This window comes from Nostoc sp. CCY 9925, from assembly GCF_963920935.1.
Classification (GTDB): domain Bacteria; phylum Cyanobacteriota; class Cyanobacteriia; order Cyanobacteriales; family Nostocaceae; genus Nostoc.
The window spans coordinates 55,372-76,844 of record NZ_CAWUDO010000026.1 but is presented as its reverse complement, the minus strand read 5'-3'; the positions used below and the strand labels follow the sequence as shown (position 1 = coordinate 76,844).

Genomic DNA, 21,473 nt, shown 5'->3' with positions numbered 1-21,473 from the left:
CAAATACTTCGCTTTTTGTCGGCATCATAGTGGGGTCTTGATATTTAACCATACAAGTACTCCAATATCTAATAACTGCTGAGGTCAAACCGAATGCTCTTAACTACTCCATCAATCACTTGAAATCTAAAGCATAAATAGCGTCAATTTTTCAGCGCGACGCATTAACAATCCTCAATAATTCTTGTAGAGACGCTGATTTATCGCGTCTGGTGCGTTAATAAATTCAAACGAGCGCGGCAGGGTTCGAACCTGCGACCAATTGCTTAGAAGGCAATTGCTCTATCCACTGAGCTACGCGCCCAAAAGAATATTCTGGCTCCCAAAAGAGTCATCTAGGATATTATATCGTTTTTCTCGACTAAAAGGCAATGTAAAATTGCAGATTGATCGCTAGCAAGGCTAAGATCCAAGTCGCTAGTTATCAATCTACACTAAAAACGAAGCAGATGGCGTATTGGTTAGGTATATTGTGTTGTCAAGGGGTTGTTTACCCTGGGCCGAGTCCTTCTAGGCAGCTTAGTCTAATGAAGTACCTAGCGAAGCGATCGGCTTCGCCCATTTTTACAGCACGCTAGGTAATTTCAGCCTTGGCGATGCTGCCAAATGCCATTATATATTCCATATTAAGAATGCCCCTGTGAGGAGTTATTTGCTAGTGCCATGTTTATTCTCAAACGGCAGGATGTTGAAATATCAAGCATTCAGCACCCGAAACGGGATCAGCAGGTGCCGATCCTAGATTATCAAGGGCAGACTTTTCGCTTGATTAGTGTCTTCAAAGCTAGTCAAGAAGAAGAAGCTAGAGCCTTATGGAGAGAATTAACGGATAACCGGGGTAAAGCCTGTGTCTTACTGGAAGAACCGGAACGTTTCAGCGTTTGGGGGAAAATCCGTTTAGAACAGTTGGGTAACGACACAGGTGGTAGTCATGGCAAGACGGGGATTTTAATCCAAGCCACTATTTTACTGTTGCAGGGTGTTTATATCGACATTGAAGAGTTTTTGGGTGCTAGGCAAGCTGCATTATTTGAGAAAGATATTGCGGAGGTATTCCAGCAAAAGCAATTTCCCCAAGCATCTCCTCCAGAAACAGTTAAATCTTTGGTATCTACCAATCCTTTGCTTGCACCAAAGCTGCCTCCTTGGCAAGAAAATCACGTAGTTATCCTTTTGCAAGAGTTACATCGACTAGGCAAGTCCTATTTTGGGAATGCCAACTTTACCAAACAAGTGATTTATAAGTTAGAAGATATGCCAGAAGCCGAGCGATCGCTGTTTATCACTTGGCTAAATCAATCAGCACTGGGTAAACTATGGCAGTAGTCTGGAAATTTTTTCCAACATTTACTACTGTCGGCACTTGCTTTTGGTGTCCGATTGTGTATTATTTGGCAGACATACTGCTAGCTATACAATCCTTTAACTCAAAATACTGCCAGAGTGCATCTACATAGTCAAGCCCTATGAATAACTCTTACGACAATTCCTTGGTTCCTAAATCGATTTTCACCACTCAGAACATTGTTTTGGCTAATATTGGTTGGGGCGTGGTGGCACTGTTATACTTTTTGTTGTTTAGTGCCAAAATTCCCGCAGCAGATGGCATAGAAAGCCGAGCCGAGTGGTATGTGATTGGCACAAATATTTTTGAAGCCTTAGCTTATTTGGGCGCCGGTATCTTATGCTTGAGAAACTGGCTTAGTCCGCAAATCGTCAGTGGTCGGAATGTTTGGCTCTCTATTGGCTTAGGTATGCTTTCCTATTTCGTTGGAGGGATAATTTTCGGGTATACGGAAATAGTTTTAAAAGAAGAACCGGATGTGTCTTTAGGCGATATATTTTTTGTATTGAGTTATCTGTTACTTGGCGCAGGCATGATTTTAGCTGTGGCTTCCAGGCGAATCAATCTGGAAAAATGGCAGTGGCTAATTGTGTTAGCAATTGCTGTATTCGGTAGTTTGTTGGCATGGTGGATTTCTAGACAACAGGAAACACCCTCAGAACTGTTAGTCGCTATTTTGAATTGGTTTTACGTAGTTAGCGACGTAGTTCTGTTAATTATTGCTACCACTCTGCTGTTAGCCTTTTGGGGAGGAAGAGTTTCCCAGTCTTGGCGAATGATTGCCGCGGCGGCCTTTTCGCTCTACATTGCAGATATGTGGTTTAAATACGCCCAAGGTCCCAATTATCAAAGTGGAGAGATACTAGAAGTGTTTTGGGTATTTAGTGGAGTGTTATTTGGCATGGGCGCTGCCCTAGAATATGACGCATCACTGAGACGAACGCGGCGTACCAGCACACGAAAACGAGCTTAGCAAAGATTTTTGGTATCTACCGTGAGAAAATTAACAGACTCTGACAAACAAGAAATTCTGAAGTTATATCGAGAAAGTGCCGAAACAACCTCAACTTTGGCAGACCGCTATGGTGTAAGTAACTCGACAATTAGTCGCCTGCTCAAAAGCACTTTGCCAGAAGACGAGTATGAATACTTAGTCTCTTTAAAGCGGGCTGCCAGAACTCCTGAGGGTAGGGCACAGGTAAACTATGAGCAGTTACCGCTGCTGAGTCAACCAGAGCCAGAAATCGAAGTTGCAGCTAGCGACACCCAGCCCAAAGTGGTAGAGGTTGAACTACCACAGGTGCGTCGTGTAGTAGAAGAAGAAACCTACTCAGAAGATACTGACGAGTCAACTGCTGCTAGTAGACGGGTGCGGCGACGCACCTCAGCAACAGAAAAACCGAAGCTACGAGTCACAGAGAAACTAGAAACTCCACAACCAAAACCCCTGGAAATAGCCAGTATCCCCAGCCCCATACTCAAGGATGAACGTCCCGAAGTAACTGTCATAGCACAGATGTTGGGAGAAGACTTGCTAGATGAATCAGAAGATTTGGACGATTTAGAAGATGACGATTTAGAAGATGATGACTTTGAGGAGGAAGAAGACTTCGAGGAAGAAGACTTTGATGAACTAAGACCCCTAGTCACGAAACGCAGACCAGGTGAAGCATCAGTTCAAGTTTTACCACTATCGGCAGCACATTTGCCGAAAACTTGCTATTTGGTGATTGACCGTTCCTCGGAATTAATTACGCGGCCTCTCAAGGATTTTGGCGACTTAGGGCAAATTCCCAATCTCGAAACCCAGCAAAGAACTCTACCAGTGTTTGATAATCATCGCGTAGCCAAGCGCTTCTCTACCAAACGCGATCGCGTGATTAAAGTCCCCGATAGTAAAATGCTGCATAAGGCTCGTACTCATCTCCAAGCTAAGGGAATCACACGATTGTTAATTGATGGTCAAATCTACTCTTTGTCTCCGGTTTAAGGCTGGAGACTGGGGACTGGGTACTGGGGATTGGGTATCAGTTATGGGAGATTGCTTATTTCTGTTTCACTTCCTCATCCTACCTAGTCCCCACTCCCCAATCGCCAGTCCCCAGTTCCTTCAACTATAAACAGCCCTGGCAAAACGTTCTGCCAAGTAGATAATGTCCTGTTTGCGGGCAATTTGATTTATCCATTGTCGGGGAATATTTTCCACGCCGTAGTAAATTCCTGCTAACCCACCAGTGACGGCGGCGGTAGTATCTGTATCTCCGCCTAAGTTAACAGCTTTCAGTACCGCTTCAGAGTAAGATGAGCTATTTAATAAACACCACAGGGATGATTCTAAGGTATCAATCACGTAGCCACTAGAATTAATCTCTTCTACTGGTAACTTGGCAATCTCACCACTGAAAACTCTGCCAAAATGCGGCTTTTCTAACAAAAATTTCCGCACCGAATAAATTGGTCGGATATCTTGTAATCCTTGGAGATAAGCAGTTTGCAGGTCAGCGCCTTCGAGCAAGGACACTGCAATACTAATATAAATCCCACAGGCCATTTGCGATCGCGCATGGGCATGAGTAATCCCTGAAACATCATGCACCCGCGCTATCAATTCGCCTAAAGTTAAGCTTCTGTGACAATAAGCCATCGGCAAGATTCTCATCAACGAACCATTACCATTACTATTTTCAACTTTGCCACCCGCCTGGTGGGCTACTACTCCCTGTTTCAAGCGCATCAGTGCTGTATGAGTGGTTTGACCAATATCAAATACATCGCCACGAGGAGTCCAGTAAGCTTCCTTGTACCAGCGCCAGAAGGAATTAGCTATGGCTTCTAGGGAATACCCTCTACAAAGGCTTTCTGCCAAGCAAAAGCTCAACGAACTGTCATCTGACCAAGTTCCCGCCGGTTGATTCCATGTGCCATAACCCAACATTGTTGTCACTGGAGATTTTACTCGTTCTGCACGGCTAGTAAACTCCACTGGCACACCCAATGCATCACCGACACATAAACCCATCAAACCAGACAACGTTTTTGCAGCGGTTAGCATTATTCAATCTCCAATAATTGCTAAAAATTAACTTTATAGATTTACTCTCTCGCTTGTTGCCATAGATGCTACAGGCTACTTTTTCATCCTCTGTGAAAAGTCCAGATAAAGTCAGTTTACTGGCTATTGTTTGACTAGATTACGGCTAATTTTTAGTTCCCATAACTATGCCACTTTTGAAAGCGTCTGTTTTTTAGATGAAAAACTCGGAATTTCCAAAAAATTAAGTGTAATTATAACATTTTGTCCAAAATTATTTATCTAAATTGCTTTTAAGTCTGGTGCATCAATCGCAACAGCTACTTAAGAAAATACCAGAACTATCTGGAACCTTTTTACTGACTTTTCGACTGGGAATATAACAGTAAAAAATACAAAATTTGGTCAAAATTATGAAACGTTTACTCAAGTCTATTCTGACAATTTCTGCATTATCTTCTTTAGTAGTTGCTCCTGTTCTTCTATCAGGTGGTCAAGCTTCTGCCCAAACCAAAAAGGGTACTGATGCTAGTTATGTTGGTGCTGGCATTGCAGCTGGGGTTACTAGCGGTGGACAAGGAACTAACGATGATGCCACATTTGGTGGTCATGTCACAGGTCGCGTTAAATTAGGAAATACACCTTTTTCTGCACGCGGAAATGTTCTTTGGAGCGATCAAACTAGTGCCATTATTCCAGAAGTTTCTGTAGATGTGCCAATTGCAAATAGAACTAATGCCTATTTAACTGGTGGTTATTCTTTTGTAGAAAAAGATGGTTCAGCAACTCCTATAGGTAACAAAGACGCGGTAGTAGTCGGGGCTGGTGTTGAATCGGAAGTTGCTAACAATTTCCTCGTCTATACTAATGCCAAAGTAGGAATTAGTGCTTATCAAAATAGCGATACTCCTGCTGTTAGCATCAATGCTGGTATTGGCTATAGCTTTAAATAAAAGATGACCAAAACAGTCCTCAGTCACTAAAGTTCAAATTAAAGTAAATCTTAGCTGCGATTTCTGGCTGAGTGAAAAAAAACTTCGTCAGTATCACCTGAGGAAGGATAAATGTTGAGAGTAGGGTAGCACAGGTGTGCTACCCTACTTATTGTGCTGACTTCTGGTAACTCAAAAACGTTATATTTATCGAGAAAAAACTATTTCTCCGTTGAATTGATGAATTTTAATCATCAATCTGAACTCAGGAGTCTTCAATCACTCTATACTTTACTCAGCACGGTCAAAACACCCTGCTGCCGTTAACGGAACTCTCAAGAACAGGTTTTGTTAAGTGTTACATCACTGAGAAAGCCGACTTTTGCCGTGTTAAAATTAGAATATTCCTCATTATTCCGGCCGGATTACCGGGGATAAATTAGCCGAAAGGATACTAAATATCTTGTAATTCGGCGTCAACGAATGCTTTATTGAGAATACTATACAACTCTCATGGTTAAATCTGCTCCTTCCCCCATCACTAGCCGTAAGCCTTCTAAAGTAGAAGGAATTAAGGAAAATAGTAATTTTTTGCGCGAACCTGTAGCAACTGAGATTCTTGAAGATACTACTCATTTTAGTGAAAATGCTGTGCAACTGTTGAAGTTTCACGGCTCTTATCAACAGGATAACCGTGACAACCGCGCTAAGGGACAGGAGAAAGATTACCAGTTTATGCTGCGGACAAAAAACCCTGGTGGTTTAGTGCCGCCGCAGCTGTATCTGGCTTTAGATAAACTGGCTGATGAGTATGGTAATCACACGTTACGAGCAACTACCCGCCAAGGTTTCCAACTGCACGGAATTTTAAAGAAAAATCTCAAAACAGCAATTGCTACCATTGTCAATAACTTGGGTTCGACTTTGGGAGCTTGCGGAGACATCAACCGCAATGTGATGGCACCTCCAGCACCATTTAAAAATCGCCCAGATTACCAGTATGCTTGGGAATATGCCCAGAATATTGCTGATTTGCTTTCACCACAAACAGGCGCTTACTACGAAATTTGGTTAGATGGCGAAAAGGCAATTAGCGGCGCTCGCGCAGCGTCTCGAAGAGAAGAAAATCCAGAGGTGACTGCCGCACGATCGCGTAATGGCAATGGCACAATTATTCATGACAACGAAGAACCGATTTACGGCACCTACTATATGCCGCGTAAGTTCAAAGCTTGCGTGACTGTACCGGGAGATAATTCGGTTGATTTATATTCTCAAGACCTGACTTTGGTGGTATTTACCAATAAGAAGGGAGAATTAGAAGGATTTAATATCTTTGCTGGCGGTGGCTTAGGTAGAACACACAATAAAGAAGAAACTTTCGCTAGGTTAGCAGATCCAATTTGCTATGTAGCTAAAGAAGACGTTTACGACATAGTAAAAGCAATTGTAGCCACCCAAAGAGATTATGGCGATCGCACTGACCGCCGTCACGCCAGATTAAAATATTTAATCAACGATTGGGGTGTAGATAAATTCCGCGCCCAAGTTGAAGAATACTTTGGTAAATCACTTGCACCCTTCAAATCACTCCCAGAGTGGAAATATCACGACTTCCTCGGCTGGAACGAACAAGGCGATGGCAAGCTATTCTTAGGAATTTCCATTGACAATGGTCGAATTAAAGACGAAGGTTCGTTTCAACTGAAAACTGCTTTACGGGAAATTGTCGAGCAATTTAACTTGCACATCCGCCTGACACCCAACCATAACGTGATTTTTTACGATATCGAACCAGATAACAAAGAAACCATTCAAGAAATTCTCAATCGTTACGGTGTGGTTTCTGACCCTGGTAAAATCGAACCTTTAGAGCGCTATTCGATGGCTTGCCCTGCTTTGCCTACCTGCGGCTTGGCAATTACCGAATCAGAACGGGCAATACCGGGGATTTTAGAGCGAATTCGCGCTCTGTTGAATAAATTAGGTTTACAAAAAGAACATTTTGTGGTAAGGATGACAGGGTGTCCCAATGGCTGCGCTCGTCCCTACATGGCGGAATTAGGCTTTGTGGGTAGCGCCCCAGAGAGTTACCAATTGTGGTTAGGGGGTTCGCCAAATCAGACACGGTTGGCACAACCTTACATCGATAAGCTGCACCATAATGACTTGGAAGGCTTCCTAGAGCCAATTTTTGTTTACTTTAAGAAATCACGGAAATCAAAAGAAAGCTTTGGTGATTTTTGCGATCGCGTTGGTTTTGATGCCATCCGTGAATTTAGCGCCACCTACGAACCTGGCACAGCTAATGGCGCGAACAAATCACGCCACCGCGTAAATTTGAAAGCTGATATCTACGGGAAGTTGAAAGAAGTATCCGAAAGCCAAGGTAAGCCAATGACTCAGTTAGTAACCGAAGCCTTAGAGGTTTACTTCCAGAATCTTTCGTAAGCTGGAAAATTGAAGATAATGAAATTAAAAAGAGACACAGATAAATATATCTGTGTCTCTCTCGCATAAGTCCTAATATAGTTAGGAACACATCCACAAGAAAACTGAACTATGGTAACCACAGCAAAATTGTCAGAAACTAGGGATGTGCTGCAAAACATCAGCTGGCAAACATTCAAAGCAATGTTGGCAGATATGGGATCTCAGAGAAATAAGAGGCTAGCTTATGACAACGGAATAGTAGAAATTATGACCCCGCTGATGCCACATGAGAACTCAAACCGTCTGATTGAGGGTTTTGTTCTTGTATTGTGTGAAGAATTTGGTTTAGAAGTTAAAAGCGCTGGTTCTTTGACTATGACGCGGGATGATTTGGAGCAAGGAGCCGAACCTGATAGTAGTTATTATATTCAAAACGAATTCTTAGTCCGCAACAAAGAAAATATTGACCTGAATATAGACCCACCACCAGACTTGATATTAGAAGTAGAATATTCCAGATCCAAAATAAATAAGTTAAACCTTTATGCTTCAATGGGAGTCACAGAATTCTGGCGATATAACGGAACTGTGTTGAGAATTTACACCCTTAACAATGGGCAATATTCGCAGAGTGAAAACAGTCCAACTTTTGCATCTGTGCTGGTGACAGAAATTCCTCGATTTATCCAAGAAAGCAAGAAAATAGGACAAATAGCAGCCACTCGTGCTTTCCGTAGCTGGGTTAAACAGCAAATGTCTACAGCAGAGTAATTGATTCAGAAAAATGTCTCAACTGCAAAGAATTGCGATCGCACCCTCTCAACTCCAACAACAGCAAATTTTCCTCACCAAAGAACAGCAGCATTACCTGGGGCGGGTGTTACGCTTGCGTGAAGGCGATCGCTTTATTGCAATGGATGGTAAAGGAAAATCGTGGTTGGCGCAGCTAGCAGGGGAACAAGCACAAGTTTTAGAATCCATCTCAGTAGAAACTGAATTACCTGTATCGATTACGTTGATGGTGGCGTTGCCCAAAGGCAATGGATTCGATGAAATTGTGCGGAGTTGTACGGAATTAGGAGTAACTTGTATTGCACCAGTTTTGAGCGATCGCACTTTGCTTGATCCCAGTCCCCAAAAACTCGAACGCTGGCGGCGCATCGCAGCGGAAGCCGCCGAGCAATCAGAACGTTCATTCGTACCGACAATTTTAGAACCTGTTACTTTTAGCACTAGTTTGTCATTTGCAAATAGCCAAAAATATATCTGTGTAGCTCGTGGTGACTCTCCCCACTTAAAAGATTGCTTACACCACAAAGGACAAATGACAAATGACAAAGGACAAGAGACAATTGTCATTGTCACCGGGCCAGAAGGCGGATGGACAACTCAAGAAGTTGAAAATGCGATCGCTTTTGGATTCCAACCTGTTTCCCTTGGCCGTCGCATCCTCAGAGCAGTGACAGCGCCAGTAGTAGCATTAACCTTGATTACCGCAGCTTGTGAAGTATAAATGAGTTATGACTCACGCAGAGGCGTGAGATATTTCTCTAGTGTGAATTGAAACATGATTGAGCAAGTTGCGATCGCCTTTGACAATAAAGACTATCAAACAGCTGCTAAATTACTCAAACAGCTGCAAAAAGAATCGCCAGAACATCCTTGGGTGCAATTTTATCTGGGTAGGCTGCATGAAGTATCTGGAAAGTACCAGGATGCAGAAAAAATTTATCGACAACTGTTGCGAGATACGACGAATACTAAAATACTGACGTTAGCACGAGAAGGTTTGCGGCGGCTGCAAGAAATTGAGCAAGAAGAAAGACAAAGGGCTATTGCTAAAGCAACATCGGAACCTAGTAAAACTGAACTTGGCGTACTAATTTTAGAACCTCTCAATAACGAACTGAAAGCAGAAGCATCTCGAAAATTTGCCCAGATTATGCAAACAGATCCTTACAGTGCAAGGCTCATGCTACCAAGTCGTGGCTGGAGACTATACCGCACTGGACAAGTGGGAGAACTAAAATTTTATGGTGAACAGCTACAGCAAGCTGGTATTCCCTGTTTCTGGACAACAATAACCACCATTCAAGAAATTCAAGTTTTTCAAGTCAAATATTTCTCAGAATCTCAATTAAAAGCCACTGTTGTTTGCAGCAACCAAGCAAACCAACTCGGTTCTTTAACCTTTGATTGGTCAGAAGTCACAGCACGAGTAGTGGGGCTTTTGCCTATTTTTGAACAAGTTGTAGATATTGATGCCCACGGGAAACTCGAACGGAAAACTCAAACACAAGACTATGCTCAGTTTTGTGATTTACACTTACCTGCTAGACGTTCTATTCTGCGACTTTATGATAACGGCTATGAATTTCAGCAAGGTTTAGAAATCATTCCTCAAGTTAGCCAAAATACAATCAGAATTAATTGGAATAGTTTATCAAATTGGATTGACCAGCAACTACCTCAAGTCAAAACTTGGTCAGATTTCACACCCTTTGCAGATACAGCATTAGATCAAACAGAAATGCTGGGTCAAATTGAATCTCACATTCACCTATTTCGCAGAGAACAGACTAATTGGGACTCCGCTTTTCATTTATATAGTGGATTAGTGTTTGTTAAATAAATAGTAAATATAAAGTAGGGTGCTTTACCGCTTTACCCTAACGCACCGCTCTTTTCATTAAAGAATTGAGTGAGGAACTCGTAATACCTTTGATTTTGGCTATTGCCATTAGTAACTCTAAATTATCCTGACTCAATTTTTTAATTTCGGTGGGAACTATGGAATCAGATTCTGTGAAAAATTCTCGTAGCTCTATATTCTCCGGATATTGTGGTTCCAACAAAATAATTAAATCAGAAGATTGAATACTCTTATTATCTTCATCATAAATAAGTTCTAGTTTAAAATTATAAATATATGATGTATGTATCAAATATGGTAGTTGGTCATTACTAGACAGTTGTTGTTCATTCTTGGGCAAAAATAAAGTAAACATAAATCTATCTACATCATTAGAACTCACGCATTGGGAAATTTTAAAATTTTCAATATAAATAATTTTTGATTGCGTGTTTAAATAATTATCTGTAACAAAATTGAATGGTAAAGTAACATCAAAATTTAAAGGTGCTGGTAAATAAACTTGGTAATCACAGCTAGGTGGAACAGTTCTACTCCGCTGCACCGCCATAGCAGGCGCTGGTGCATAAGCTAGCTGCTCATTTATTTCAAGTCTAGGTAAAACCCAACTTTTCAGCACCCAAACATTATGAAATAAAAACTTAGCATTTTTCAAAAAAGCAACCTGATTGCCAATATTACGGACTTTCAAATCAATCACACAAGAATTAGCCGAGCCTTCAAGGGAAATATCGACAATTCTGATTAACGAATCATTATTTGGCAAAGAAAGATGAGAAAAACTGGTTTTATAGTTAGCTTTTGCTAGCCAATCAGTAACTTCCCTCCAGTCTTTTAAGGTGTTAGGAGGCCGGTTAGTTAGTACTTCGATATAGCGATACAATCCTCTAGATAAATCAACTCTTAAACCTCTAATTTCCCGATTGATTGCAGCAGCTATTTCACTGGGACTATAACCGCAAAGCAATCCCTTCAGACAAGTTATTTCCAATGGTGTAAGTTGTTTGGGTTTCCCAGAAATTTGCTGTTTGGCAGAGTTGAGATCTTGGCATAAAGTTTCTAAATTCCAGTCATTTGCAGCTTGTGTAAAGGGTTGGGTAATTGGTGCCATTTTTGGATGTATCAACTTCTACTCCATATCCTAACAAAACTCCTAAGAGTGGTTAGGTTACAGTACTTGTTGCTTTGGTTACTCTAGGGTTATGTTCCACACAAAGGAAGCTATTAAACCTATGAATACAGTAAGTGCTAAAAACCAACAGCTAGGGGGTTTATACGTCCAATCCCCTCAAGGAGAAAAGCTAGTTTTTCCCCTCAAACATACGGAAGTACTGGCAAAAGTTGCAGGTAATTTGTCACGAGTTGAGGTCATCCAAAGCTTTGAAAATCCCTTCATGCAGCCTTTAGAAGCAATGTATATCTTTCCGTTACCTGATGAAGCAGCGGTAGATGACATGGAAATCAAAATAGGCGATCGCACCATCAAAGGTAATATTAAAAAACGTGAAGAAGCGCAACAAATCTATGAAAAGGCAAAACAAGAAGGACGCACCGCAGGACTTTTAGAACAGGAACGAGACAACATCTTTACCCAATCTCTAGCAAACATCAAACCTGGCGAACAAATTGATGTCACAATTCGTTACACTGAAAGTTTAAAATTTGAGGCGGGAAACTACGAGTTTGTTTTCCCGATGGTGGTGGGGCCAAGATATATTCCTGGAACAACCATAGATAATAGCAGCGATACAGATAGAGTTCCTGATGCTTCTCGGATTAAACCACCTGTAGTTCCAGAAGGAATGCGTAGTCGTCACGATATTAATGTCACAGTGGAAATTGATGCAGGTTTACCAATTTCTCAAGTGCATTCTCCTTCCCATCAATTAAAAATTGAACATTCAGGTCAAATAGTGCGGGTTCAATTAGCTGGCGAAGATACAATTCCCAACAAAGATTTAATTCTCCGCTATCAAGTTTCTGGCAAAGCAACTCAATCCACAGTATTAACCCAAGCTGACGAGCGCGGCGGACATTTTACAATTTATCTAATTCCAGCTTTGGAATATTCTATTGATGAAATTGTCCCCAAAGATGTCGTTTTTTTAGTGGATACTTCTGGTTCCCAATCAGGCGATCCGTTGCAAAAGTGTCAAGAATTAATGCGGCGATTTATTAATGGGCTAAATCCCAACGATACTTTTACAATTCTCGATTTTTCCCATACTGTTAGGCAGTTATCAAAGACACCTCTAGCGAATACAGCAGAAAATCGTGCCAAAGCGATCGCTTACATTAACAATTTACAAGCTGCTGGCGGTACAGAAATGCTCAGTGGCATTCGTACAGCCATCAATTTCCCTACACCAGCCGGAAGATTACGCTCTGTTGTACTTCTAACCGATGGCTACATCGGCAACGAAAATGAAATTTTGGCAGAGGTACAACAGCACCTCCAAGTGGGAAATCGCCTTTATAGTTTCGGTGCTGGTAGTTCAGTGAACCGTTTTTTATTGAATCGCATCGCCGAAATTGGTCGGGGAATATCTAGAATTATTCGTCATGATGAACCTACAGAAGAAGTTGCTGAAAAATTCTACAAGCAAATCAACAATCCTGTACTTACGAATATTCAAATCTCTTGGCAGGGTGACACAGAATCACCCGTGATTTATCCAAAGATAGCGCCTGATTTATTTTGCGAACAACCATTAGTTTTGTTTGGTCGCAAACAGAATAAAGTCAGCGGTAATCTACAAATCTCCGGCATTGCTGCGGGCGGTAAGCACTATCAAAAGACGTTTCACCTCACATTTGAGGAAACAGGAAATCTTGCTGTAGCGCAGTTGTGGGGACGTGCTTGTATTAAAGAATTGATGAATCAAATGGTGATTTTTGAAACGAAAGCTGGTGTAGAAGCAGTTACACAAACAGCCTTAACTTATCAATTGCTTTCTCAATACACTGCTTTTGTTGCCGTCAGTGATGACGTGCGGGTTGAACCAGGAAGCGAATATCTGTCTATGCAGGTGCCACTAGAAATGCCAGAAGCTGTTAGTTACCAAGGAGTATTTGGCAGTCCTCCTGCTGGTGCTGTTGCGCGTCAAATATCATTCCCGATGGCATCACCACCAGCCCCAGCAGAAGACGTTCCAGATTTTCTCCGCCAAAGGAGGCGGGGGACAAAACGAGAAGAATCAGCCGCGCCATCCCCAAAACTAGCAGCACCCATCTCTCACCAGTTAGAAGTCATCAGTGCCACTGGCTTGGATGAAACAGCGATTGCTGACCTAACCCAGCACTTAGAACAAATAAATTTACCCCCAGGCTTTGGTGGTGAAATCGTCTTTGAGTTCACCATCAAAAAAGGTCGGGTAGGAGGGATAATGCTCGATGAAGAAGCATCAACCCAAAAAGATGCAGCTGTAGTGGAGAAAATTAAGCGATCGCTCCTACTTTGGAGAATTCCCACATCTACAACTGCCAAAGTTATCTTAACCTTGCGTATTCACGTTTAACAAATTTGTAGAGATGCAAAATTCGGTGTCTCTACTTATTAGCAGGGGTTTTAACCTGACGTGCTAATTCTAAGTAAGCATTCATGTTTGCCCCTGGACGCCGACGACCATTAGAGCCATTAGCTGAAGGAGCTAGATACTTAGGTGCAAAGGTGGTTTCAGTTGGCTGCTCTTTTATGACTTTAGCTGCGGCCGCTTTTGCATTGTTGCCAGGTTGAATTTTTAGACCCTCAGCAGTCTGGACTAGCTCAACATCAGCTGGTTTTGGATTTTCAGCTGCTGATTTTGCTTGTTTAGTTGATTTAGTCGATTTTGCCTTAGCATTAGTTGTGTCGGCTTTTGCTCCATTCAATGAAGCTGGCTTGGATGCGGTTGGTGCATCTGAGGTAATTGTTTCGGTTACTTTTTTCGCACTCGAGGCAACTGTCTCCACTGCTTTTTTAGCACTCGACGCTACCTCTTTAGCTGCTTCTTTAGCAGTATCCTTCGCCTCATCCAATTCTAAGAAGTAGTCGTTGCTTTTTTTCTTTCCAGGTAGCAGGCCAGTCACGAAACCGAGAATGCCGCCTAGCAAACCCAGAATACTTGAAATCAACTTTTTGATAAAACCCATTACATTACTCCTGCCTTTTATATTTGAAATTTGACCGCAATTGTTAAAAATTACGACAAAGTGTTACATTTTCTGCTTTGCGTCACCCTGTTCTGGTGACAACCTCTATAGGTTTGTGTTTAATGAACATTGTAGTAAAACTACAGCATAAATGCTTCGTTGCAAGCACTTACCAGCTATATACCGAGAACTAATTATTAAATTTTACTGTAACTAAGAGCAAGATTCTGAAAGCAAGCTTCATAAAAATTAACATTTTTTTGTTAAATCATCAGCCAGCTACTTTACTTATACACTGAGTTAAATTTTTGACGTAATTTAATTTTCAAGCATCTTAAGTTTTGCTAAATATCTTTTCAAGAATCCGAAAACCAGTAACTTCAGTTTGTAGAGAAGTATGTACCTATTTGGATTTTAGATTTTAGATTGACCTTTCTTTCTCCGATATGACGGGCTGCGCGAACTTTTGGATTTTCAATTCCATTTTCCAAAATTTAAAATCTAAAATTGAGTGGAACTTACACCCTTAATTCAGCCAGATTTTGTCAATGAGTATTAAAAATCAGCAGCGCAATCCGGTTTTGTTAATACACGGAATTGGCGACACAGAGATAGTTTTCCGGAAAATGAGGGCGTATCTAATACAGCAAGGTTGGTCTGTATATACCCTGAACTTAGTACCCAATAATGGTGATTTAGGTCTTGATGAGTTGGCAAAGCAGATAGCAGATTATGTTACAGCTAACTTTGCATCAGGACAACTACTGGATTTAGTAGGTTTCAGTATGGGAGGAATTGTCAGCCGTTACTATGTCCAACGACTGGGAGGAATTAAACGCGTACAGCGGTTCATCACGATTTCTTCACCACATAATGGAACTGTGCTTGCTTATGCTTCCCAGCGTCCTGGCTGCATCCAAATGCGTCCCAACAGCCTTTTTCTCCAAGATTTGAATGCTGATATTGATATGTTAAAGCAGTTACACTTTACATCTATCTGGACACCTTATGATTTGATGATCGTACCAGCGAAAAGTTCACAAATGCTGGTGGGAAAAGAAATGGTTATGCGAGTTGGTTTACACTCCTGGATGCTGACAAACTTCAATACTTTAGCAGCAATATCACAAATATTGGCACAGCCTATTAACTCAATCCTGAACTCAGATTCAGAATTATGATTTTTAAATTCTGATTTCTTAAGTTCTATCCCCAATTTGTGTATGTTCGTAACTTCCAAAAATTGCCTCTGGATAGCGATAATACTTAAATTCCATCAGGTTATAAAAAGGATCTTCCAAAAAGAAAGTACGATGCTCAAGTGGAGAACCCACAAAGCGATTTTTACTTTGTTCACGAAAAATTAACTGCTGCTGTTGTGCCCTTTCTAGTAAGTCCTCCCAGTCGCTTTCTTGAGTAAAAATTAGTCCAAAGTGTCTGGGATAGATAGTTTGTTGGGGTGACAAAATTTCTTTAGTGACATGAGCTACTAATTGATGACCGTGGAGATTGAGAATTAGAGCGTGCCGGTTTTCACGACCCGGAATACAGCCCAAGCCATCTACATAATATGTTTTTGTCTTGGCAATGTCAGTCACAGGGAAAGCAAGATGAAATATAGTTTGGTTCATAGCTTGTATGAGAAAATTAATAATTGATACTATCTACAATTTATGCTGTAAAGTCTTAGTTGTGGTCAATTCCAATACAGTTTTAATTGACATTAACCTATATTCTTTATCATAGTATGATCGAGATGATAATACACTCAGTATAATTTCATTATTTATCTTGTAGCATCAGCATTTGACTTGCTTAAATTCAGGCAGATGCCCATCCCACAAGATAAAGAGTAAATCTTAACAAAGAAAAATTTTGCATTTTGTTTAATCCATGTTTTTTAGTCAAAATCGCATTGTATATGTAGAAGATTGTCTGCATTTATATATCGAGCTTTGACAGCGATGCCTGTGCTATTAATTCAATAATACAAACATATTACTTGGTCTGGAAATATATCAGGAATTAAGCACTAAGCATCATAAATTCGTTATTCTGTTGATATTCAGATAAAACTACTCTTGACTAATTACTGATGTTACCCTCAATTAATTCTGTAAATCCCTGGCTGGTGGGAGTAGGATTAAACACAATTTTATTGGGTTTAGCGGCGATCGCTCCTAAAAAACTGCTTACAAGAGCTGGATTATTCCACGCCTGGTTACTGGCCATAATAATTTGGGGAACTTTAGGCTGGCAAGGTTATGCAGTGGTAATGTTCTATTTTCTAGTTGGTTCTGGCGTTACCCGCATTGGCATGGCGCAAAAGGAGGCAGAAGGAATTGCCGAAAAGCGTTCTGGTGCAAGAGGTCCAGAAAACGTCTGGGGTTCGGCTTTGACTGGGGCGCTGTGTGCCTTGGGAGTAGGGCTACTCAATTCGGGATTCATTTTACCTAGTCCCCAATCCCCAATCCCCAATCTCCAATCTCTATTATTATTAGGTTATGTAGCGAGTTTCAGTACCAAGCTTGCTGACACCACTGCCAGCGAAGTTGGTAAAGCATACGGTAAAAGCACCTTTTTGATTACCACTCTTCAACCAGTGGCCCGTGGCACAGAAGGAGCAGTAAGCTTAGAGGGTACTTTAGCTGGTGTTGTGGGTTCTGTAGCGATCGCCCTTGTTGGTTGGGGAGTTGGTTTAATTGATATATTGGGCGTAGCTTGGTGTGTGTTGGCAGCATTTATCGCCACTAACTTAGAAAGTGTGATTGGGGCAACACTGCAATCAAAATATACCTGGCTCACCAATGAAGTGGTAAATATTTTTAATACATTAATCGGTGCGATCGCAGCTGTAATATTTGCTTACGTGTGGGGCATTAGATAGCCACTGAGTTGGGAAGGTTTCCTGACTTCTACTCCTTTGGAGAACCCGCAAAGTAGCAAGTGGCGTCATGGGGCATTGGCAACTTGAAGCAACTAGCCCAGAAAATAAACAATGAATAATCTTTAAGCTGTTTTAGTTGGTTTTACTTAGTTACTTAATTATCTGCTGAAAATTATACAGCGTTTTTCAGACAATTCGCTTTGGCTTGCTTCTGGGCGATCGCTAATATTTTCAATCCTGTTCTGTCTTGTTAACAGCGTATAACTAATCATGAAAAATTATATTATCAAGAAAGCGCAGGCACGCCAAGAGAATTTCTGATAGATTGATTTCCCATGTCAGAGCCTCAGAGCGTCTCTTGTTCAATTAGCAATATATTTTTTGACCATTTGTGTGTAATTAGTTTATGAAATCTTTATCATAATAATTCATCCATGACAAGATGATTTCTATATGATTTAATTTAAAAGTCCTATGAGTGTTTAACCATTTTCACATAATTAGTTCATGGAATCTTTACCATTTTTGACAGTCAATGACCAACCAATTTCTATTGAGGAAGCAGTAAAATACCTGCAAGTCTCTGGAAAATTGGGACAGTTCATTGGGGATATTCTCCGCCAGTACGTAATTGAGCAAGAAATCCGCACCCGAGATGATATCGAGATTGGCACAGCCATAACTGAGCAAGCAATTATTGATTTTCGACTCAACAATCAACTGACTGACCCCCAAAGTTTTCAAGAATGGTTAAAGAGGAATAACACAGATTACACAACATTTCATACGTCGGTTACTTTTGGCTACAAAGTAGAAAAACTCAAAGCTGTAGTCAGCGAACCAAAACTTCCAGAATATTTTATTGAACGCAAAATTTTTTTAGATCGGCTGGTACTTTCTCGGATTGTTGTTGATAATCGCGAACTGGCAGACGAACTACAAATTCAAATTGAAGAAGGAGGCAGCTTTGAGCAACTAGCTAAAGAGTATTCACTTGCAGATGACCGAGTTGTGAACGGCATGATGGGACTCATTAGCCGAGGAAGTCTCCCCGACACACTACGGGCAGCTATAGATGTAGCAAGTCCTGGGCAAGTGGTAGGACCAATAGAAATGGTTGGCGGAACCTCTTTGCAAGGAGAAGGACCTTATGGTTTGTTTCGAGTAGAACAATTTCTGCCAGCCTCTTTAGAAGATACTCAACTAAAGCAAGCACTACAAAATGAATTATTTGAGAAATGGCTAGCAGAGAAAATTCAAAAACTGACAGTCAAACTACAAGTGAGTTAAAAATTCTGGATAATGAATCTCTACGATTAGAAGTGCTAGCTTCTTTACCTTGGAATCAACCACCGCTGTGTTGGTTGACTCCCGAACAGCAATTGCGATTGCAAGATGAATCCCAAGCCCGTCAGTATCGTCTGGGAGATAAAATCTGGTCAAGCGATATCGGCGGTTACCAATTCTTGATTGTGGCTGGTAAGGTACGTTTGCGAGACGGTAGGGCAAACCCATCTAGTGGGCTGTCTCAGGAACGCGTTGGCAAATCTATAGCCGCCCTCGATGCAGGAGATTGGTTTGGCGATTTACAAAAGCTGTCTGCGGATTTTAAAGCTGTAGCTGCTAGTAAAGAAGTGATAGTACTGTCTTGGGAGACAGCACTGTGGGCAGAATTTTCTCACCCACAAATTCAGGAATTTTGGCAAGCGTTACCAGTGGAAAGGGAACCACAAAAGGAGACATTTTCTTTTTCTCCCACAGTTCCACTACCCCCAGCTGCCGAGGGAACTCTCCCCCTCCAAACCCAAAAAGGACTTCCAGCCGCCAATCAAATCGTTCCCAATTATCCTTTTGTTGCCAGTTGGAACACTGCCGCTGCATGTTTAACAATGGTGGCGCAACAATTAGAAAATTCCGTGCAACTGGAATGGGTGCAACGCCAACTGAGAGGACAACGCCCAAAAAATGTTGTGGAAGCAGCAGAAAAGATGGGGTTAATGTTGCGGCGGTTGCAAGTGAGTTGGGGTGACTTGCGGCAAATATCATTTCCAGCTTTATTGTTGTGGAATTCCGACTTACCCCAGAGTCCCTCCTGGGTGGTAGCCTATGGAGTTAGAGGCGATCGCCTGATTATCGCTAATCCTCTAAATCCCGATCATGCTTGTGAAAGTTTGCCCCAGTCAGTTATTGAGGCGTGTTGGGATGGACAACTCTGGCAAGTAGAACTCATATCCCAGCAAGAACAATTTAACCTCAGTTGGTTTACCCCAGCAGTTTGGAAGTATAAGGGATTGCTAGGGGAAGTATTGTTAGCATCTTTTACCTTGCAGCTTTTGGGCTTAACAACACCACTGATTACCCAAGTTGTTATTGATAAAGTGATGGTGCAGGAGAGTTTGCCGACTCTTGATGTCATGGCGATCGCCCTGCTTTTTGTCGCCATATTTGAGTCTATACTCGGCATTCTGCGCTTATTTATCTTTACTCACACAGCTCGGCGTCTGGATTTGAGTTTATCAGCACAGCTGTTTCGCCATCTGATGCGATTGCCTTTGGCTTATTTTGAGTCACGGCGTGTGGGAGACACAGTGGCGCGAGTCCAAGAACTCGAACAAATTCGACAATTTCTCACAGGTACAGCATTAACTGTAATTTTAGATAGCATCTTTGCTGTGGTCTACCTGGCATTGATGTTTTACTATAATATCCCCCTCACCTTTGTAGCTTTAGCGGTATTGCCACTGTTTGCTACCTTGACGATAGTTGCAACACCAATTCTGCGTAACTGGCTCAACGAAACTTTCAACCGTTCTGCTGATAGCCAATCTTTTTTAGTCGAGACAATCACCGGAATTCACTCGGTTAAAGCCCATGCAGCAGAACCTGTAGCACGCGATCGCTGGGAAGGCTTATTTGCTCGCTTCATTCGCACAGGTTTTAAAGCCTCCACCACCTCCAACATCAGCAGCAATATTGGTGACTTTCTCACCAATTTTTCCACCATGCTGATTCTCTGGTTTGGAGCGAAGTTAGTCATTGAGCAAAAGCTCACAGTCGGACAACTTGTTGCCTTTCAGATGTTATCCGGTCGAGTCACAGGCCCGCTTTTGCGCTTAGTGCAATTGTGGCAAAACCTCCAACAAGTCCTACTTTCTGTAGACCGCATTGGTGATATTCTCAACGTCTCTCCAGAAGCGGAACAGGGAACTGGGTTAGTTTTACCACCCCTGAAAGGTCAAGTCAGCTTCGACCAAGTATTTTTCCGCTACCGACCTAACTTTGAACCAGTTCTACGGGGAATATCTTTCAATGCCGACCCCGGACAATTTGTTGGCATTGTCGGACGTAGCGGTTCTGGTAAAAGTACCCTTTCAAAATTATTGCAACGCCTCTATCAAATTGAATCAGGACGCATCCTGATTGATGGTTTTGATATTAAAAGTGCCGATTTAGCATCACTGCGGCAACAAATTAGTGTAGTTCTCCAAGAAGACTTTTTATTTAACGGTTCTATTTTGGACAATATCACTCTCGGCAATCCCGACATTAGCGCAGAGCAAGTGGTAGAAGCAGCAAGACTAGCCGTAGCACACGACTTCATCAGTCAATTACCCTACGGTTACGAAACTAATGTCGGCGAACGCGGGACAGCTTTATCCGGTGGACAGAGACAACGCATTGCTCTAGCAAGGTTATTTCTTTCTCAAGCCCCGATTTTAGTTTTGGATGAAGCTACCAGCGCTTTGGATAGTGAAACTGAACAACAAGTACTACAAAACCTGCAAAAAATTTCTGCTAACCGTACCGTCTTTCTGATTGCTCACCGCTTTGCTCCCCTCAAACGTGCCGATTTGATTTTGGTGTTAGAGCAAGGCGTGATTGCCGAACGTGGTACTCACTTACAGTTATTGCAGCAAAAAGGTTTGTACTGGTCACTATATCAACGGCAGCAAGCAAATATATAGTAGATTTAACGACTTAAAAGCTTGTGACTACCTAAAACATAAATATTTGGAGAGTAGCTTAAGAATATTTTTTGGCGAATGGAAAATAACTCCATT

17 protein-coding genes and 1 tRNA gene are annotated in these 21,473 nt (G+C 41.7%); 13 read left to right on the top strand and 5 right to left on the bottom strand.

Features of this window, described 5'->3' with window-relative positions; translation table 11 throughout:
* Positions 1-231: 231 nt before the first annotated feature.
* Positions 232-304: transfer RNA gene (locus tag ACM0OY_RS15860), tRNA-Arg, on the bottom strand.
* A 359-nt stretch (positions 305-663) separates the two neighbouring features.
* Between ACM0OY_RS15860 and ACM0OY_RS15855 the strand changes: the two genes are divergently transcribed.
* The 3 genes from ACM0OY_RS15855 (at position 664) to ACM0OY_RS15845 (ending at position 3,335) form a co-directional block, all read left to right on the top strand.
* Positions 664-1,326, top strand: coding sequence for an Npun_F0813 family protein (locus ACM0OY_RS15855; RefSeq protein ID WP_414569800.1), 663 nt, complete (start codon positions 664-666; stop codon positions 1,324-1,326).
* A gap of 140 nt (positions 1,327-1,466) precedes the next feature.
* Entirely contained in the window at positions 1,467-2,318 is an 852-nt protein-coding gene (locus ACM0OY_RS15850; protein ID WP_414569799.1) for a hypothetical protein, read from the top strand.
* Positions 2,319-2,339: 21 nt separating this feature from the next.
* Positions 2,340-3,335 carry a transposase gene (locus ACM0OY_RS15845; RefSeq protein WP_414569798.1) on the top strand — a complete coding sequence of 332 codons (996 nt, stop codon included), beginning with the start codon at positions 2,340-2,342 and terminating at the stop codon, positions 3,333-3,335.
* Between the two features lie 120 nt (positions 3,336-3,455).
* Here ACM0OY_RS15845 and ACM0OY_RS15840 read toward each other — a convergent pair whose 3' ends face one another.
* The gene (locus tag ACM0OY_RS15840) at positions 3,456-4,397 is read right to left on the bottom strand and encodes an ADP-ribosylglycohydrolase family protein (RefSeq protein ID WP_414569797.1); all 942 of its coding nucleotides are present in this window, start codon (positions 4,395-4,397) and stop codon (positions 3,456-3,458) included.
* 392 nt (positions 4,398-4,789) lie between these two features.
* Here ACM0OY_RS15840 and ACM0OY_RS15835 point away from each other — a divergent pair, with 392 nt between their 5' ends.
* From ACM0OY_RS15835 to ACM0OY_RS15815, 5 genes are all read left to right on the top strand, one after another.
* Positions 4,790-5,329, top strand: coding sequence for a hypothetical protein (locus tag ACM0OY_RS15835; protein ID WP_414569796.1), 540 nt, complete (start codon positions 4,790-4,792; stop codon positions 5,327-5,329).
* Positions 5,330-5,821: 492 nt separating this feature from the next.
* Positions 5,822-7,759 carry a sulfite reductase, ferredoxin dependent gene (gene sir, locus ACM0OY_RS15830; protein WP_414569795.1) on the top strand — a complete coding sequence of 646 codons (1,938 nt, stop codon included), beginning with the start codon at positions 5,822-5,824 and terminating at the stop codon, positions 7,757-7,759.
* A 111-nt stretch (positions 7,760-7,870) separates the two neighbouring features.
* Positions 7,871-8,512 (top strand): Uma2 family endonuclease, encoded by a 642-nt coding sequence (locus ACM0OY_RS15825; RefSeq protein WP_414569794.1) that lies wholly within the window; start codon positions 7,871-7,873, stop codon positions 8,510-8,512.
* A 13-nt stretch (positions 8,513-8,525) separates the two neighbouring features.
* On the top strand, positions 8,526-9,254 hold the full coding sequence (locus ACM0OY_RS15820) for a 16S rRNA (uracil(1498)-N(3))-methyltransferase (RefSeq protein WP_414569793.1): 729 nt from the start codon (positions 8,526-8,528) through the stop codon (positions 9,252-9,254).
* A 54-nt stretch (positions 9,255-9,308) separates the two neighbouring features.
* Entirely contained in the window at positions 9,309-10,373 is a 1,065-nt protein-coding gene (locus ACM0OY_RS15815; protein WP_414569792.1) for a tetratricopeptide repeat protein, read from the top strand.
* Between the two features lie 37 nt (positions 10,374-10,410).
* Here ACM0OY_RS15815 and ACM0OY_RS15810 read toward each other — a convergent pair whose 3' ends face one another.
* Complete coding sequence (locus tag ACM0OY_RS15810) at positions 10,411-11,505, bottom strand: hypothetical protein (protein ID WP_414569791.1); 1,095 nt, start codon at positions 11,503-11,505, stop codon at positions 10,411-10,413.
* A gap of 121 nt (positions 11,506-11,626) precedes the next feature.
* On the opposite strand from ACM0OY_RS15810, the gene ACM0OY_RS15805 reads away from it, so the two are divergent.
* On the top strand, positions 11,627-13,912 hold the full coding sequence (locus tag ACM0OY_RS15805) for a VIT domain-containing protein (protein ID WP_414569790.1): 2,286 nt from the start codon (positions 11,627-11,629) through the stop codon (positions 13,910-13,912).
* 31 nt (positions 13,913-13,943) lie between these two features.
* Here ACM0OY_RS15805 and ACM0OY_RS15800 read toward each other — a convergent pair whose 3' ends face one another.
* On the bottom strand, positions 13,944-14,525 hold the full coding sequence (locus tag ACM0OY_RS15800) for a hypothetical protein (RefSeq protein WP_414569789.1): 582 nt from the start codon (positions 14,523-14,525) through the stop codon (positions 13,944-13,946).
* 548 nt (positions 14,526-15,073) lie between these two features.
* Between ACM0OY_RS15800 and ACM0OY_RS15795 the strand changes: the two genes are divergently transcribed.
* Positions 15,074-15,706, top strand: coding sequence for an esterase/lipase family protein (locus tag ACM0OY_RS15795; protein WP_414569788.1), 633 nt, complete (start codon positions 15,074-15,076; stop codon positions 15,704-15,706).
* 18 nt (positions 15,707-15,724) lie between these two features.
* On the opposite strand, the gene ACM0OY_RS15790 is transcribed toward ACM0OY_RS15795, so the two are convergent.
* The gene (locus ACM0OY_RS15790) at positions 15,725-16,156 is read right to left on the bottom strand and encodes a VOC family protein (RefSeq protein WP_414569787.1); all 432 of its coding nucleotides are present in this window, start codon (positions 16,154-16,156) and stop codon (positions 15,725-15,727) included.
* Between the two features lie 464 nt (positions 16,157-16,620).
* Between ACM0OY_RS15790 and ACM0OY_RS15785 the strand changes: the two genes are divergently transcribed.
* The 3 genes from ACM0OY_RS15785 (at position 16,621) to ACM0OY_RS15775 (ending at position 21,377) form a co-directional block, all read left to right on the top strand.
* A complete protein-coding gene (locus tag ACM0OY_RS15785; RefSeq protein ID WP_414569786.1) occupies positions 16,621-17,412 on the top strand; it encodes a TIGR00297 family protein in 792 nt (263 codons plus the stop codon).
* A gap of 507 nt (positions 17,413-17,919) precedes the next feature.
* Entirely contained in the window at positions 17,920-18,702 is a 783-nt protein-coding gene (locus tag ACM0OY_RS15780) for a peptidylprolyl isomerase (protein ID WP_414569785.1), read from the top strand.
* Positions 18,651-21,377 carry a peptidase domain-containing ABC transporter gene (locus ACM0OY_RS15775; protein ID WP_414569784.1) on the top strand — a complete coding sequence of 909 codons (2,727 nt, stop codon included), beginning with the start codon at positions 18,651-18,653 and terminating at the stop codon, positions 21,375-21,377. The genes ACM0OY_RS15780 and ACM0OY_RS15775 overlap by 52 nt, the downstream gene beginning before the upstream one ends.
* Positions 21,378-21,473 lie beyond the last annotated feature (96 nt).